Source organism: Pseudonocardia sp. (assembly GCF_050246655.1).
Classification (GTDB): Bacteria; Actinomycetota; Actinomycetes; order Mycobacteriales; family Pseudonocardiaceae; genus Pseudonocardia.
Map to the genome: position 1 here is coordinate 27,277 of NZ_JBFWVQ010000048.1, position 16,028 is coordinate 43,304.

The following is a 16,028-nucleotide window of genomic DNA, read 5'->3' on the forward strand; positions in this document are numbered from 1 at the left end:
AACTGTATTGGAGTGTGCATCATGGCACAGGTCGACGAGTTCCTCGCGGAGATGCAGCCACGCTGGGAGGCGGCGCACCGGGCGCTCTGCAGCGGTGACGTCGAGCCGTGGTCAGCCATCTGGTCCACCCACGACCCGGTCAGCCTGTTCGGCGCCGCCGGATCGGCGAGCGGCGCGCAGGACGTGCGGCGCGTCCAGAAGTGGGTGGCGGCCCACTTCGCCGGCCTGGTCGACGACGAGCGGGAGATCGTGGCGGCGGGCGCGTGCGGCGATCTCGCCTACACCGTCGCGTTCGAGCACAAGACCGTCGACACGCCGCGTGGCGAGCCGGTGACGTACACGCTGCGGGCCACCCACGTCTTCCGCCGCGAGGACGGCCGGTGGCGGGTCGTCCACCGCCACGCCGACCGCCCGCCGGACCGCGGGGACTTCCCGGTCCCCGAGGTGCCCGGTACGGCCTGACCGCGGCCCGGGTGGGGCCACGCCGGTCTCGCCCTGCGTCGGTCCGCCGACGGAGGTACCCTGGCCGACCGGAACGTGTCAGGGGTCACAATGGACGATCGACTCACTCTCGGCAGGCGGCGGTTCCTGCAGGCGGCAGGCCTGGCAACACTCGGCGGAGCGCTCGCCGGATGCGGTGGCGACGGCGGCGGGGCGGCGCCCCCCGAGCCGACCCAACCCGCACCGGCGGAGGTGTTCACCGAACCGGCTTCGACGCTGTCCGGGGCGCTTTCGATCCTGATGTGGAGCCACTTCGTGCCCGCGCACGACCTCTGGTTCGACCCCTGGGTGAAGCAGTGGGGATCGCGGGTCGGCGTGAACGTCACCGTCGATCACATCAACTACGCCGAGCTACCGGCGCGCACGCAGGCCGAGATCCAGGCCAACCAGGGCCACGACCTCATCCTGCACATCGCCCCGGTGCCCCAGTACGAGCAGAGCGTCCTCGACCTTGCCGACGTCGCGACCGAGGCGGGCACGCGGCACGGGGAGCAGCTCGATCTGTGTCGCAGGTCGAGCTTCAACCCCACCACCAAGAGGTACTTCGCCTACTCCCCGGCCTGGGTACCCGACCCCGGTGACTACCGGCGCAGCCTCTGGACGCCGGTAGGCCTCGCCGACGGGCCGTTGACCTGGGACGACGTGCTGCGCGGCGGCGCGGAGATCAAGAGGACGCAGAACGTCCAGCTCGGCATCGGGATGAGCCAGGAGATCGACTCCAACATGGCAGGCCGGGCCCTGCTGTGGTCCTACGGCGCCTCGATCCAGGACGCGTCCGAGCAAGTCGTGATCAACTCGCCGCAGACGGTCGCGGCGGTCGAGTTCATGACCAGGCTCTACAGCGAGGCGATGACGCCCGAGGTGTTCTCGTGGAACGCCGCGTCCAACAACCAGGGCCTCGCCTCGGGTCAGCTCTCCTACATCCTCAACTCGATCTCCGCGTGGCGCACCTCCCAGGAGACCGACCCGGAGGTCGCCGACGACATCTTCTTCTCCCCGGCGCTGCGCGGCCCCGCGGACGCCCGCGTCGCCAGCCACGTCATGTACAACTGGATCGTCCCGAACTTCGCGGCCAACCCGGCGGCGGCCAAGGAGTTCCTGCTGCACTACACGGACAACCTCGCCCTCGTCGCCTGGCACTCCAAGCTCTACGACTTCCCGGCCTTCCCCGACGTCGTACCCGACCTGGACGGATGGTTGGACGCCGACCCTTTCGGGGCACGTCCGGCGAACAAGCTCGCGCTGCTGAAGAACGCCACTGACTGGAGCACGAACGTCGGCCATCCCGGCCCGGCCAACACCGCCGAGGGCGAGGTCTTCGCGACGTTCGTCATCCCCAACATGTTCGCCCGGGCGGCGCGGGGCGAGGCCACGGCCCAGGAGGCGGTCGCGGACGCCGAGGCGCAGATCCGCCCGATCTTCGACCGGTGGCGGCAGCGGGGGCTGATCGGCACCGGCGGGGCCTGACGGTATGAGCACCGCCGACGTACTCGTTCCCGCGGAGGCGGCATGAGCACCGCCGACGTACTCGGTCCCGCGGAGGCGGCGGCATGAGCGAGGCGGCATGAGCACAGTCGAGGTCCGCGACCTGCACAAGCATTTCGACGGCGGGCGGGTGCGGGCGATCGACGGCGTCGACCTCGTCACCGGCGACGGCGAGTACGTCGTGTTGCTGGGCCCGTCGGGTTGTGGGAAGACGACGCTCCTGCGCACGATCGCCGGGCTGGAGGAGCCGACCGGAGGCGACGTGCTGATCGACGGGCACGTGGTCACCGGGCTGCCCCCGCGCGCCCGCCAGATCGCGATGGTCTTCCAGAGCTACGCGCTCTACCCGCACAAGACGGTGCTGGCCAACATCGTGTTCCCGCTGCGGGCGGCGAGAGTCGATCGCGGGCCACGCGAGGAGAGGGCGAAGTGGGCGGCCGGGCTCCTGGGGATCGGGCACCTGCTCGACCGCAAGCCGCGCCAGCTGTCGGGCGGGGAGCGCCAGCGGGTCGCGCTGGCCAGGGCGCTCGTCCGCGATCCGACGGTGTTCCTTCTCGACGAACCGCTGTCCAACCTCGACGCCAAGCTGCGCACCAGCGCCCGTGACGAGCTGAAGCGCTTCCAGAAGGAGATCGGGGTGACGACGGTCTACGTCACCCACGACCAGAGCGAGGCGATGGGCCTCGGCGACCGGATCGCGGTGATGTCCGGCGGGCAGGTGCGCCAGATCGGTGCGCCGGTCGAGATCTACGATCATCCGGCGGACACGTTCGTGGCGACGTTCATCGGCTCGCCGCCGATGAACCTCGTGCCGCGCGGTGACGTGCTGCTCGGGTTCCGGCCCGAGCACCTGCTGCCGGTGGAGAACGTGGCGGGGGAGCGGCTGACCGTGACGCTCGAGGTGGAGCGCATGGAGTACCTGTCCGGCGACCGCCACATCTACGGCACGGTGGCGATCGGCGACGAGCCCACCCGCGTGATCGCGCGGCTGCCGGCCACCGTCGAGACCCCGATCGCGGTCGGGGAGCGGCACGACTTCGCGATCCCGACGGGGAGGCTGCGGTTCTTCGACGCCGCCTCCGGCGCGCGGACCGGCGCGGTCCCGCTCGGGGACCTGACGCCCGCCCCTTCGGGGGGCGCCGGCCGATGACGGCGACCCCCACCGTGTCGAGGGAACGGACGGCCCGCCCGTCGTCCGCCCCGCCCCGGCGGCGGCTCGCGGACTCCGACGGTGTGCTGGCGTGGCTGTTCCTGCTGCCGACGGTGGTCTACATCGCGGCGCTCGTCGGCCTGCCGTTCCTGCTCGCGATCGCGTTCAGCGTCTCCGACGTCACCGGCGGCGATCCCAGCTTCGACTTCGTCGGCCTGCTCAACTTCGAGCGGATCTTCGCCGACGACGTCTTCTGGCTCTCGCTGCGCAACACCCTGGTGTTCACGGCGATCTCGATGCTGCTCATCGTGGTCTTCGGCAAGGTACTGGCCAACGTCCTGATCGCGGACTTCCACGGCAAATGGTTCGTCCGCTTCCTCGTGCTGCTGCCGTGGACCACGCCGGTGGCGCTCTCGGCCGTCACGTGGCTGTGGCTGCTCGACTCGGCGTTCTCCCCGATCGACTGGGTGCTGCGGCAGCTCGGCCTGATCGAGAACAACCTCTACTGGCTGGGACGGCCGGGGCTCGCGATGGCGTCGGTGATCGCCGTGCACGTCTGGCGGTTGGTCCCGCTCGCGGCAGTGATCATGATGGCCGGGCTCCTCTCGGTGCCGAGGGACGTGCAGGAGCAGGCCGCGGTCGACGGCGCGGGCTTCTGGCGGCGGATGTTCGAGGTCACCATCCCGCTGACGGCGCCGATCATCGCGATCGCCGCGCTCTTCGGTGCGATCTTCACGTTCACCGACATGGCGGTCGTGTACGTGCTCACCCGAGGCGGGCCGACCAACGAGACGCAGGTCCTGGCGAGCTGGGCGTTCTACCGGGGGATCGAGGGCAGCGACATCGCCCAGGGCGCCGCGATCGCGCTCTTCCTGTTCCCGCTGCTCCTGGCCGCGGCCATCGCGATCCTGCGCGCGGTTCGGCGGATGGAGGTGAGCTAGCTGGCCGGGTTCGAGGTCACCGAGCAGCAGCGGCGGCACTACGCGCGGCGCCATCGCGGCGGCCGCGTCGGGGTGTACGTCCTGGCGGTGCTCGCCGCCCTGATCTGCGCGGGACCGTTCGTCTGGGCGGCGATCACGACGTTCAAGCAGGACAGCGACCTCTACCGCAGGCGGAACAACCCGTTCGTCTTCAACGAGCCGCCGACGACCGACCACGTGGAGCTGCTGCTGAACCGCACCGGCTTCCCCACCTTCGCGTGGAACACGCTGTGGGTCGGCACGCTCGTCGTGCTCCTCACGCTGCTGCTGAGCGTGCCCGCCGCGTACTGCCTGGCGCGGCTGGACCGGCCGTGGGCCGGACGGATGGGCATCGCGATCTTCTTCGTCTACCTCGTCCCGCCGACGCTGTTGTTCCTGTCGCTGTCGCGGGTCGTGGTGGCGCTCGGGCTGCAGGACTCCACGTGGTCGCTGGTGGTGATCTACCCGACGATCACCGTCCCCGTGTCGGTGTGGCTGCTGATCGGTTTCCTCAAGACCATCCCGAAGGACATCGAGGAGCAGGCGATGGTCGACGGCTACAGCCGGCTGGGCGCGCTGGTCCGGGTCGTCGCACCGCTGCTGTTCCCCGGCCTGGTGGCGGTCGTCGTCTTCGCCTTCACGCTCACCGCGAGCGAGTTCATCTACGCGCTCGCGTTCATCTCCCCCAGCGCGGAGAAGGTGATCAGCACCGGGGTGCCCACCGAGCTGATCCGCGGCGACGTCTTCTTCTGGCAGTCGCTGCAGGCCGCCACGATCCTCGTCGCCGTGCCGATCGCGCTGGTCTTCAACCTCTTCCTCGACCGGTTCATCGCCGGCTTCACGCAGGGCGCGGTGAAGGGATGAGGTGACCGGCGCTCACCGCCGCGGCACCGGCACGTTGCGGATCGACGCGTCCAGCAACTGCACGGGGTGCAGCAGGTGCAGCGCCGGATCGTCGAGGTGCCTGCCGAGCTGCAGCAGGCACCCCGGGTTGGCGGTGACGACGACGTCCGGTGCGACCGCGCGCACGTTCGCCGCCTTCCGGGCGCCCAGCTCGCCCGCGGCCTCCGGGTTGAGCAGGTTGTAGATGCCCGCGGAGCCGCAGCACAGCGCGGCCTCGGGGATGTCGAGGACCTCGACGTCCGGGATCGAGCGCAGCACCGCCCGCGGCTGCTCGCGGACCCGCTGGGCGTGCCCGAGATGGCAGGCGTCGTGGTAGGCCACCCGGGCCCGGACGGGGTGGCGCGGCGCCCGCGGACCACCGTCGGCGAGGAGGTCCGCGAGCACCTCGTGGACGTCGCGCACCTTCGCGCTGAACGCCGCCGCGCGGTCGGCCCACGCGGGCTCGTCGGCGAGCAGGTGCCCGTACTCCTTCATCGAGGAGCCGCAGCCCGCGACGTTGGTCACCACGTGGTCGACGTGCAGCGCCGAGAAGCGCTTGATCGTGTCCCTCGCGTGGCGCAGGGCCGGGTCCTCGCGACCCGCGTGCACCTCCAGGGCGCCGCAGCAGTGCTGGTCGCGCGGGACGAGGACCTCGCATCCCTCGGCGGCGAGCACGCGCACGGTGGCCTCGTTGACCCGGTGGAAGAACACGTCCTGCACGCAGCCCGACAGCAGTGCCACCCGCGCCCGGCGCTCGCCCACCGCGGGGGTGCGATCGGGCAGTCGCGCGAAGGCCTCGCGAACCGTCACCGGCGGCAGCAGCGACTCCATCGCCGCCAGCCGCCCGGGCAGCTTCGCCGTGAGCCTGCGGACGGCGGGGATCGTCCGCAGCCGCTGGTACAGCGCACCGGGCAGGGCCGCCACGCGCAGCCGCCGCCGGTACGGGAACAGCGCGAAGATCGCCTCGCGGAAGAGCCGGTCCCCACGGGAGCGCGCCACGTTGCGCTCGATCTGCGGGCGCACCGACTCCAGCAGGCGGTCGTACTGCACCCCGGACGGGCACGCGGTCACGCAGGCCATACAGCCCAGGCAGGCGTCGATGTGCTCGGTGAACGGCCCGGCCAGCGGGATCTCGCCGTTCTTCGCGAGGTCCATGAGGTAGATGCGCCCGCGCGGGGAGTCCATCTCCTCGCCCCACAGCTGGTAGGTAGGGCAGGTCGGCAGGCAGAAGCCGCAGTGCACGCAGTCGTCGAGCAGGTCGCGCTCGGGCGGGTGCCGGGCGTCGAAGGACGACGGCCGTGCTGCGGGCAGGTTCGTCCCGGCGGATCCGGCGGGGGTGCTCACGGGGCCTCCAGCGGTCGTCACGAGTCGAGCCACGGGGACAGCCGCCCGGGGCCGAGGCGGCCCTCGGGGTCGAACGCCTTCTTGACCGCCCGCAGCATCCCGACCGCGGACGGCGGCGGGCCCCACGCCGGCGCGTCGGAGCCGGGCGGCCGGTCGCGCAGGACGGACGTGCCGCCCGCGGCGTGCACGAGGTCGTGTGCGGCGGCGACGGCGTCCGCGGGCAGCGTGACGGTGGCGACGCCCGTGCCGAGACCCGCGGCGACGGCGACGGCCGGCAGTCGGGAGAGCAGGTCGGGCAGGCGCGCGGGCCGGACGCCGAGGCGCAGGACGGCGTGGCTCGGGTCGGTGGCGCCGCCGGGATCCCCGTCTGCCGAGCCCGCGACCAGCGCCGCGTGCCGCCCCCACGGCCCCGCGCCATCCCCGTCCCCCACCCCGCGAACGGCCCGTTCGGGAACTAGGTCTTCCCGTACGTGCCGTTCGCTCGGGGAGGCGTCCGCTGCGACGTCCGCGGCCGGCCCCAGCAGCGTCCGGAGCCGCTCCACCCGCCCCGGCAGGGCGTCCGGCGTCCCTTCGACCCGGACGAGCAGCTCCCCGCCGGCGGTGTCGCTGCGGCCGGTGCACCACTCGAGCGCCGTCGCCTCCAGCGGGCTCGCCAGCACCTCCGCGGCGTGGTCGGCGGCCTCGGCCAGGGAGCACGCCAGTGCGACGGTCGTGCTGCACCGGGGCTCGGGGTGCAGCCGCAGCACCACCTCGGCGAGGACGGCGAGGGTGCCGTAGGAGCCGTGCAGCAGCTTGGCGAGGTCGTAGCCCGCGACGTTCTTGATGACGTGCCCGCCGCTGCGCGCCACGGTGCCGTCCGCGAGCACGACGGTCACGCCGATGACGAGATCGCGCATCGTGCCGTGCACGAGCGCCCCCGGCCCGGCGTCCCCGGTGGCCACGAGGCCGCCGACGGTGGCGCCCCGCGCGATCCGGGCCGCGTCTAGCGCGACGTGCTGGCCGTGGGGGGCGAGCTCGGCGGCGAGCTCTCGCAGCGGGGTCCCGGCCCGGACGGCGACGGTCATGTCGCCGGGGTTGTGCGTGATCACGCCGGTCAGGGCCGTGGTGTCCAGCACCGCGTCCACAGGGCCGAGCCGACCCGCCCATCCCGCCGCCGTCCCGGCGCCCGCAACGGCGAGCGGGCCCGTCGTGTCGAGCACGGCCCGGCGCAGCTCTGCCAGGTCCGCGGGCCGCAGCACGGGCACCGTCCCGCCACTCGTCGTCACAGCGGTGCCTCCCCTCGTTCCCGGGAGGAGCCTATGCGGGCGGGGCGTCCCGCGCTGCCCGGCCGGGACCGCCGCGTCCCCCGATCTCGACAGCGGGCGTCACCGTACGTGATCGGCTGCGAACGCGACGACCAGGGACGTGAGCGCTGCGCGCAGGTCCCGCGTGGCGTCGCGGCCGAGGTGGGCGGTCCAGGCCGCGTCCAGGTCCGCCATCGCGGTGCGCGCGACGGCGACCATCGCCGCACCCCGGGCGGTGAGCACGACGAGCTTGGCCCGCCCGTCGGCCGGATCGGGGATGCGTGCGAGATAGCCGCGCTGCTCCAGGGAGGTGCACAGCTCGCCCATGGCCTGCTTGGTGATGCGCGCGCGCACGGCCATGTCGGTGATGCGGGACCCGTCGGGGTCGAGTGCGTCGAAGACGTGCCCGTGGGCGCGGGTGACGTCGTCGTAGCCCGCCTCGGCGAGCGCGCGGTCGATCACGTCCGGCAGAACGCGGTTCGCGAGATCGACGAGCAGCGGCACGGGGTAGTCCGCGAGGTCGTCCGGCTGCACCATCTCGTAAGGCTCCTTGACGATATTGTCAGGCCACCTTACCGTATCAAGGACAGTCAGGAACCTTGACCGGTTGGAGGTCGGCTCATGTCCACCCCGCTTCACCGCAGCGCCAGGCCCGGCGACAGCTGGTGGTACCTCGGGTGCCTCGTCACCCCGCTCGTCACCGCCGAGGACACGGGCGGGCGGCTCTCGGCCGTCGAGGCGGTCGTCCCCGGCGGACTGGCCGTACCCGTGCACCGGCACACGCTGGAGGACGAGGCGTTCCACGTCGTCGAGGGGACGATCCGGATCACCGTGGGCGACGAGGTCGTCGAGGCGGGGCCCGGCACGTTCGTCTGGATGCCCCGCGATGTGCCGCACGGCTTCGAGGTGCTCGGCGAGCGGGCCACGGCGCTGGTCCTCTGCACGCCCGGCGGCCATCTGGAGCGGATGTTCCGCCCGTTCAGCGTCCCTGCGGAGCACGTGGGTCTACCGCCGCTGCCGGAGGAGCCGCCGATCGACGACATCCTGGCGCTGGACCGCCTGCTCGGCGTCGAGCACGTCGGCTGATCGCCGGCAGGGCGGGGATCGCCCTGGCGACGAGCGTGTCTCAGCGGTCGGGCGGGTCCGCGGGTCCCGCGTTCTCCGGGAAGTGGCACGCGACCCGGTGACCGGGCGCGAGCTCGCGCACCGGCGGTTCCTCGGTGCGGCACCGGTCCTGGGCCTTCCAGCAGCGGGTGTGGAAGCGGCAGGCGGGCGGCGGGTTCAGCGGGCTCGGGACGTCGCCCGCGAGCCGCACTCGCCGTCCCCGCCCGCGGCGGCGGGGATCGGGCACGGGCACCGCGGAGAGCAGCGCCACCGTGTAGGGGTGCATCGGCCGCCCGTAGACGGCCGCGGCGTCTCCCAGCTCCACGATCTTGCCCAGGTACATCACGGCGACCCGGTCCGAGACGTGCCGGACCACCGACAGGTCGTGGGCGATGATCACGTACGTGAGGTCCAGCTCGGCCTGGAGGTCCTCCAGCAGGTTCACGACCTGTGCCTGGATGGACACGTCCAGGGCCGAGACGGGCTCGTCCGCGACGATCAGCTTCGGGCGCAGCGCGAGGGTGCGCGCGATCCCGATGCGCTGGCGCTGGCCACCCGAGAACTCGTGCGGGTAGCGGTTGTAGTGCTCGGGGGACAGGCCCACGAGCTCCAGCAGCTCCTGGACGGCGGCACGCACGCCGCCCGTCGGCTCCACCCGCTGGATCCTGAACGGGGCTCCCACGATCGTGCCGACGGTGTGGCGCGGGTTCAGCGACGAGTACGGGTCCTGGAAGATCATCTGGATGTCGCGGCGCAGCGGGCGCATCTGCCGCTGCGACACGTGCGAGATGTCGCGCCCGTCGAAGGTCACCGTGCCCGCGGACGGCTCCAGCAGGCGCGTGAGCAGGCGCCCGGTGGTGGTCTTGCCGCAGCCGGACTCGCCGACCAGGGAGAGCGTCTCGCCGCGGTGGACCGTGAAGTCCAGCCCGTCCACGGCGCGGACCGCACCGACCTGGCGTTGCAGGAGCCCCCGGCGGACGGGGAAGTGCTTCTGCAGCCCGGCGGCGGAGAGCAGGGGCGCGGCGGCCTCCGCTGCTCGCTCGCCAGGGCTCGCCGCGATGCTCACAGCGCCCACGGTTCGCTCCGGACCCGCCTCCGCTCCTCGCTCGCCGGAGCTCGCTGCGATGCTCACCGGGTCCTCGCTCACAGCTTCGGGCCGATCTCGGTCGTGAAGATCTCCCGGCGCTGCTCGGCGCTGAGATGACAGGCGACCGTGTGGCCGTCCACGCCCGTCCCGGCGGGACGCAGCTCCGGACGCTCCGTGCTGGCCCGCCCGCCGGTGTGCGCGGCCCAGGCGCAGCGCGGGTGGAACGGGCACCCGGACGGCACGGTGATGAGGCTCGGCGGGCTGCCGGGGATCGGCAGCAGCCGCTCCGTGCGCTCGCGGTCGAACCGCGGCACCGAGCCGAGCAGGCCCCACGTGTACGGGTGCTGCGGGGCGGCGAAGACGTCCTCCGCCGAGCCGGTCTCGACGGCGCGGCCTGCGTACATGACGAGGATGTCGTCGGCGACCTCGGCGACCACTCCGAGATCGTGGGTGATGATCACGACGGCGGAGTCGAACTCCTGCTGCAGGTCCAGGATGAGATCGAGGATCTGGGCCTGCACCGTGACGTCGAGTGCCGTCGTGGGCTCGTCCGCGATGAGCAGCGCCGGGTTGCACGACAGTGCCATCGCGATCATCGCGCGCTGGCGCATGCCGCCGGAGAAGTGATGCGGGTAGTCGTCCACGCGGCTCTTCGCCTGCGGGATGCCGACGCGGTCCAGCAGGTCGATGGCGCGCTCACGGGCCTTCGCCTTCGAGACGTCGTGGTGGGTGCGGTAGGCCTCCATGATCTGGTGGCCGACGGTGTAGAAGGGGTGCATCGCCGACAGCGGGTCCTGGAAGATCATCGCCATCGCGTTGCCGCGCAGCGTGCGGACCATCTCCGGGTCCGCGCCGACGAGCTGGTCCGCGCCGAGCCGGATCTCGCCGGAGATCCGCGCCGAGCCCGCCCGGTGCAGGCCCATGATCGCGAGGCTCGTGACGCTCTTGCCGGATCCGGACTCCCCGACGATGCCCAGCCGACGCCCCCGTGCGCAGGAGAAGGACAGCCCGTCCACGGCCTTGACGACGCCGTCGTCGGTCGGGAAGTGGACGCGCAGGTCGCGCACGTCGAGGTACGGGCGCTCGGTCACCGTCGGCCCCCCGTCGAGAACGACGTTGCGCAGCTCTGGAGGCCTAGTTGATCAGCACAACGTCGTTCTCGACGGCACCACCCGGTCACGTGTACCTCACCCGCGGGTCCAGAACGGCGTACAGCAGGTCGACCACCAGGTTCGCGATGATGATGAAGATGCTCCCGATCAGCACGACGCCGAGCACCTTCGGCAGGTCGTTGTTGACCACCGCGTCCACGGAGTACTTCCCGATCCCGGGCAGCGAGAAGGTGCTCTCGGTGAGGATCGCCCCGCCGAGCAGCACCCCCAGGTCCAGGCCGAAGATCGTCAGCACCGGGGTGAGCGCCGAGCGCAGCCCGTGCCGCACGACGACGGTGCGCTCGGGCAGCCCCTTCGCGCGCGCTGTGCGGATGAAGTCCTCGCCCATCGTGTCGAGCATCCCGGCGCGGGTGAGCCGCGCGTAGCCCGCAGCGTAGAGGAACGCCAGGGTGATCCACGGCAGCAGCAGGTCGTAGGCCCAGAGCAGCGGGTTCTCCTCGATGGGCGTGTAGCTCCCGCCGGGCGCGGTGATGCCCAGCCCGTAGCTGAACACCGCGAGCGCCAGCAGGCCGGTGAAGAAGATCGGCAGCGACACCCCGGCGAGCGCCACGCCCATCGCGGCCCGGTCGAACACGCTGCCGCGCTTGATCGCGGACAGCACGCCCGTCGACACCCCCGCCACCACCCAGATCACCGCAGCGCCGGCGGCCAGCGACATCGTCACCGGCAGCCGGTCCAGCAGTTCCGGCAGCACCGGGTTCTGCGTGATGAACGAGTAGCCGAAGCACGGCGCCGGGCACTGCTCGACCGACGCGCCGGTGTCGTACTCCGCGCCGACGACGATCCCCCTGACGAACCGCCCGTACTGGACGTAGATCGGGTCGTGGAACCCCAGCCGCTCGGCCGCCGCCTCGATCTGCTCCGCGCCCGCCGCCTTGCCCACGTAGCGCGACGCGAGGTCCTCCGGTGTGGCGCCCGCGATCCGGGGCACCAGGAAGAAGATGGCGAACGTCGCCGCGGTGATGACCAGCAGGAGCAGCACCGCGGCGACGAGCCGCCGAGCGGCGTAGACGATCATCCGGCTATTGCCGCGTCGTACCCATGGCGGCGTAGTCGTACATCGAGAAGCCGTCGGTCACGAACACGTTCGTCAGGGTCGGCGGCCGGTACAGCAGGCCCTTCGCCCAGATGCCCGGGATGACGAACGCGTCGTCCATGACCTGCTTGTCGATGCCGGCCCAGATCTTCTCGCGGCCCGCGGCGTCGCCGGTGACGAGCGCCTGGTCGACCATCGCGTCGATCTTGGGGTCGACGATCCCGAGGTTCGTGTTGCCGGCGTCGCGGATGACACGGCTGTCCACGATCTGGGAGAGGAAGCCGTAGCCGTCCGGCCAGTCCGCGGCCCACCCGTAGACCAGGATGCCGAGGTTGTTGGACTTCACGAAGTCCGGCTTGCCGGCGTAGAGCTTGAAGTAGTCACCGGCCGGGTAGGGCTTGATCTCCAGGTTGATGCCGACGCGGGCGAGCGACTGCTGCAGCGCCTCGGCCACGGCCTTCTCGCGGGGCCGCTCGGCGCGGTAGGAGATCCCGGTGGTGAACCCGTTCGGCTGCCCGCAGGCCGCGAGCGCCTGCTTGGCCCGGTCCAGGTCGCCCGCGTTGCCCGCCGTGGCGTACGGGTCGTAGGACTCCGCTCCCGGGATGACGGGCGGCAACAGGCTGGTCGCGATGTCGCCGCCGGTGGCGCCGCCGTACGCGCGCTGGTAGCCGGTCTTGTCCACCGCGTACAGGACGGCCTTGCGGCACTCGATGTTGTCCAGCGGCGTGACGCTCGCGCTCAGCACCGAGAACCAGGTGCGGCTGGTGAGTGCGGAGTCCGTGTTGGCCCGCAGCGCCTGGTCGGCGAGGATCTTGCCCTGCGCCGCGGCTCCGACGCCGCTGCCCTCCACGGCGACGTCGAGGTCGCCGGACTGCAGCCGGTTGTCGATGTCGTCGGCATTGACGTTGAGCGCCACCTCGATGCGGTCGGGAAGCGCCTTGCGGTTCGGGTCCGTCGCCGGGTCCCAGTTCTCGTTGCGCACGAGGGTGAAGCTCTTGCCCAGCTCGTTGGTCTCGAACTTGTACGGGCCGCTGGAGACGACCTTCTCCTTGTAGCGCGTGCCGGTGTCCGCGGCCTGCGGCACGGGGATCGTGGCGGGCAGCTGCGCGATGTAGTCGAACCCGGCGAAGGGCTTCACGAGCTTGAAGACGATCGTGCGGTCGTCGGGGGTCTCGACGGCCGCGAGCCCGAGCTTGTCCGGGCTCGCGTCCTGGTAGGGGCTGGTGTAGCCCTGCACGTCCAGCAGGTCGTTGAAGTACGTCGGGCCGTTGGGGAAGGTCTCCTTGTCCAGCGAGCGCTCGACGGCGTACTTCACGTCCTTGCTGGTGATCGGCGTCCCGTCCTCGAACTTGACGCCCTGGCGCAGCGTGTACGTCCAGGTCTTCTGGTCCGGGCTCGCCTGCCCGAGGGACTCGGCGAGATCGGGGACGAGCTTCGCGCCGTCCGCGCCGGGCGCGGACTGGAACACCACGAGCGAGCGCCCGTAGTAGCGCACGAAGTTCCAGGAGTAGGCGTAGTAGGTGTCGGCAGGGTCCAGGGAGTCCCAGTCGCCGGAGTTGGCGAACCGCAGGGTGCCGCCCTTCTGGTCCGACGGGTTGGCGATCGCGCCCACCCCCGCGTTCTGCGTGGCCTCACCGCCGCCGCCGCCGGTCGCGGAGCCACCTCCACCGCCGCACGCGGCGAGCAGCGTGGCGGCCGCCGCGCCCAGCGCGACGAGCGCCGCCTTCCTGGTCCGCCTCATCGAGAACTCCTTCCTATCGCGACCGCGGGTCGAGCGCGTCCCGCAGACCGTCGCCGAACAGGTTGAACGCCAGCACCGTGATGAAGATCGCGAGCCCCGGGAGGAGCATGAAGTTCGGCGCGACCTGGTACCACTTCGTCGCCTCCGAGAGCATCCCGCCCCACGTCGGCGTCGGCGGACGCACGCCGACGGCGAGGAAGGAGAGCGCCGCCTCGAAGAGGATGTTGGTGGGGATGAGCAGCGTGGCGTAGACGAGGATCGGCGCCACGAGGTTGGGCATGAGCTCGGTGAACAGCACCCGCGGGGTGCCGGCGCCGAGGCTGCGGGCGGCGTCGACGAACTCGCGCTCGCGCAGCGACAGCGTCTGCCCGCGGATGATCCGGCCGATGTAGGGCCACGAGAAGAACCCGATGATCACCACGAGCAGCCCGATGCGCAGCGTGTCGCCCGAGAGCCCGAACGCCTCGTCCGGGACGACGCCCGCCAGCGCGATCGCGAACAGGATCAGCGGGAACGCGAGGAACACGTCCATCGTGCGGCTGATCACGGCGTCGATCCAGCCGCCGAAGTAGCCCGCGACGACGCCCATCACGGTGCCGATCAGCACCGACAGCAGAGTGGCTAGGAAGGCGATGAGCAGCGAGATCCGCGCCCCGTAGACGACCCGGCTGAACACGTCGCGGCCGTTGATCGGCTCCACCCCGAACAGGTACTCGGCGCTGATGCCGCCGAACGGTCTGGTGGCGATCTGCAGGTCCGGGTCGATCTGGTCGTAGTGGAACTCCAGCGGCGGGTGCCCGAACAGGGCCACGATCACCGGCGCGAAGATCGCCACCAGGACGAGGAGCACGATCACCGCGGCGCCCGCGAGGGCGACCTTGTCGCGCTTGAGCCGCAGCCACGCGATCTGCCCCAGCGAGCGGCCCTGGATCTGCTCGCGGCCCATGCCCTGCGCGGCGGCCTCGGGAGCGGCGGCTGCGGCGGAACCGGTGACGTCGAGCGGGGCGGTCATCGCGGCCCCGTACCCGTGTCGTTCATCGGTGCCACCCCGACCGTCGGCCTGCAGAGACTGCCGGACACTAACCGGCGCCGCGCGATCCCGCCGTCTCCACGAGACCTCCGAATTGGTAACGATCCGTACCGCTGCCGGGGGGGGGTGCTGCGACGATCGGGTGTCGCTACAGCCGCTCGATGACGCCGGCCTCCTCCAGCGGATGCGGCCGGAACTTCCCGAGCCGCTCCCCGCACAGCCGCGGCGTCGGCAGCACCTTGCCGGGGTTGCAGATGCCGGCCGGGTCGAACGCGTCACGCAGCCGCTGGAACGTCGCGAGGTCCTCCTCGCCGAACATCTTCGGCATGCTGCACGCCTTGTCCGTGCCGATGCCGTGCTCGCCGGACAGCGACCCACCCAGCTCCACGCACAGCTCGGCGATCTCGCTGGTCAGCTTCTCGGCGCGGTGTTCCTCGCCTGCTGCGGCGCTGTAGAGCACGAGCGGGTGCAGGTTGCCGTCCCCGGCGTGGAAGACGTTCGCGACGCGCAGACCGGCGTCGCGGCCCATCGCGGCGATCCGGTCGAGCACCTCGGCGAGCCGGGTGCGCGGGACGACGCCGTCCTGCACGAAGTAGTCCGGCGAGATCCGCCCGACCGCGGCGAACGCGGCCTTGCGCCCACGCCAGATCCCCGCGCGTTCCTCCGGCGAGCCCGCGATGTGCAGCCGTGTGCAGCCGTGGTCGTCGCAGATCTTCGTGACCTGCTCGAACTGGATGTCGCACTCCTCGACCGGGCCGTCGAGCTCCACGACCAGCGCGGCCGGGACGCCCACGGTGTAGCCCGCGTGCACCGCCTCCTCCGCGGCCTCGATGGCGAGGGTGTCCATCATCTCGACGGCGGCGGGCACGATCCCGGCCGCGACGATGTCGCTCACGACGTCGCCCGCCGCGGCGACGGACGGGAAGTCCGCGAGCAGCGTGCGCACCGACTCCGGCGTCCGCAGCAGCCGCACCGTCACCTTCGTGGCGATGCCGAGCGTGCCCTCGGAGCCGAGGAAGACCCCGCGCAGGTCCGGCCCGGCCTGCTCACCCGTGTCCGAGCCCAGCGTGACCAGCGAGCCGTCGGGGAGCACGACCTCGCAGCTCAGCACGTGGTTGGTGGTGAAACCGTACTTGAGGCAGTGGGCGCCGCCGGAGTTCTCCGCGACGTTGCCGCCGATCGTGCAGACCTGCTGGCTCGACGGGTCCGGCGCGTAGTAGAGGCCGTGCGGCGCCGCGGCCGCCGTGATCTCCA

Annotated in this window: 15 protein-coding genes; 6 read left to right on the plus strand and 9 right to left on the minus strand. The window is 71.8% G+C overall.

Annotated features, from left to right (window positions below; translation table 11 throughout):
• Positions 1-21: 21 nt before the first annotated feature.
• The 5 genes from AB7J25_RS16765 to AB7J25_RS16785 all read left to right on the plus strand — a co-directional run bounded on the left by AB7J25_RS16765 (position 22) and on the right by AB7J25_RS16785 (position 4,959).
• On the plus strand, positions 22-462 hold the full coding sequence (locus AB7J25_RS16765; protein WP_428510026.1) for a YybH family protein: 441 nt from the start codon (positions 22-24) through the stop codon (positions 460-462).
• Positions 463-552: 90 nt separating this feature from the next.
• Positions 553-1,968: an ABC transporter substrate-binding protein gene (locus AB7J25_RS16770; protein WP_428510028.1), complete on the plus strand. Its 1,416-nt coding sequence runs from the start codon at positions 553-555 to the stop codon at positions 1,966-1,968.
• A gap of 97 nt (positions 1,969-2,065) precedes the next feature.
• Positions 2,066-3,136: an ABC transporter ATP-binding protein gene (locus AB7J25_RS16775; protein WP_428510030.1), complete on the plus strand. Its 1,071-nt coding sequence runs from the start codon at positions 2,066-2,068 to the stop codon at positions 3,134-3,136.
• Positions 3,133-4,077 (plus strand): carbohydrate ABC transporter permease, encoded by a 945-nt coding sequence (locus AB7J25_RS16780; protein WP_428510032.1) that lies wholly within the window; start codon positions 3,133-3,135, stop codon positions 4,075-4,077. The genes AB7J25_RS16775 and AB7J25_RS16780 overlap by 4 nt, the downstream gene beginning before the upstream one ends.
• A gap of 72 nt (positions 4,078-4,149) precedes the next feature.
• Positions 4,150-4,959 (plus strand): carbohydrate ABC transporter permease, encoded by an 810-nt coding sequence (locus AB7J25_RS16785; RefSeq protein WP_428510034.1) that lies wholly within the window; start codon positions 4,150-4,152, stop codon positions 4,957-4,959.
• Between the two features lie 12 nt (positions 4,960-4,971).
• Here AB7J25_RS16785 and AB7J25_RS16790 read toward each other — a convergent pair whose 3' ends face one another.
• The 3 genes from AB7J25_RS16790 to AB7J25_RS16800 all read right to left on the minus strand — a co-directional run bounded on the left by AB7J25_RS16790 (position 4,972) and on the right by AB7J25_RS16800 (position 8,141).
• Positions 4,972-6,321: a (Fe-S)-binding protein gene (locus AB7J25_RS16790; RefSeq protein ID WP_428510036.1), complete on the minus strand. Its 1,350-nt coding sequence runs from the start codon at positions 6,319-6,321 to the stop codon at positions 4,972-4,974.
• A gap of 17 nt (positions 6,322-6,338) precedes the next feature.
• Entirely contained in the window at positions 6,339-7,586 is a 1,248-nt protein-coding gene (locus AB7J25_RS16795) for an FAD-binding oxidoreductase (RefSeq protein ID WP_428510038.1), read from the minus strand.
• A 99-nt stretch (positions 7,587-7,685) separates the two neighbouring features.
• Entirely contained in the window at positions 7,686-8,141 is a 456-nt protein-coding gene (locus AB7J25_RS16800; protein WP_428510040.1) for a MarR family winged helix-turn-helix transcriptional regulator, read from the minus strand.
• An 84-nt stretch (positions 8,142-8,225) separates the two neighbouring features.
• Here AB7J25_RS16800 and AB7J25_RS16805 point away from each other — a divergent pair, with 84 nt between their 5' ends.
• Entirely contained in the window at positions 8,226-8,690 is a 465-nt protein-coding gene (locus tag AB7J25_RS16805; protein WP_428510042.1) for a cupin domain-containing protein, read from the plus strand.
• Between the two features lie 40 nt (positions 8,691-8,730).
• Here AB7J25_RS16805 and AB7J25_RS16810 read toward each other — a convergent pair whose 3' ends face one another.
• The 6 genes from AB7J25_RS16810 to AB7J25_RS16835 form a co-directional block, all read right to left on the minus strand.
• Complete coding sequence (locus AB7J25_RS16810) at positions 8,731-9,783, minus strand: ABC transporter ATP-binding protein (RefSeq protein ID WP_428510044.1); 1,053 nt, start codon at positions 9,781-9,783, stop codon at positions 8,731-8,733.
• A 68-nt stretch (positions 9,784-9,851) separates the two neighbouring features.
• Positions 9,852-10,886, minus strand: coding sequence for an ABC transporter ATP-binding protein (locus AB7J25_RS16815; protein WP_428510046.1), 1,035 nt, complete (start codon positions 10,884-10,886; stop codon positions 9,852-9,854).
• Between the two features lie 85 nt (positions 10,887-10,971).
• The gene (locus AB7J25_RS16820) at positions 10,972-11,985 is read right to left on the minus strand and encodes an ABC transporter permease (protein WP_428510048.1); all 1,014 of its coding nucleotides are present in this window, start codon (positions 11,983-11,985) and stop codon (positions 10,972-10,974) included.
• A gap of 4 nt (positions 11,986-11,989) precedes the next feature.
• Positions 11,990-13,744: an ABC transporter substrate-binding protein gene (locus AB7J25_RS16825; RefSeq protein WP_428510050.1), complete on the minus strand. Its 1,755-nt coding sequence runs from the start codon at positions 13,742-13,744 to the stop codon at positions 11,990-11,992.
• A 13-nt stretch (positions 13,745-13,757) separates the two neighbouring features.
• Complete coding sequence (locus tag AB7J25_RS16830) at positions 13,758-14,756, minus strand: ABC transporter permease (RefSeq protein WP_428510052.1); 999 nt, start codon at positions 14,754-14,756, stop codon at positions 13,758-13,760.
• Positions 14,757-14,922: 166 nt separating this feature from the next.
• A partial coding sequence (locus tag AB7J25_RS16835; protein ID WP_428510054.1) for an FAD-linked oxidase C-terminal domain-containing protein occupies positions 14,923-16,028 on the minus strand: 1,106 nt, incomplete at its 5' end.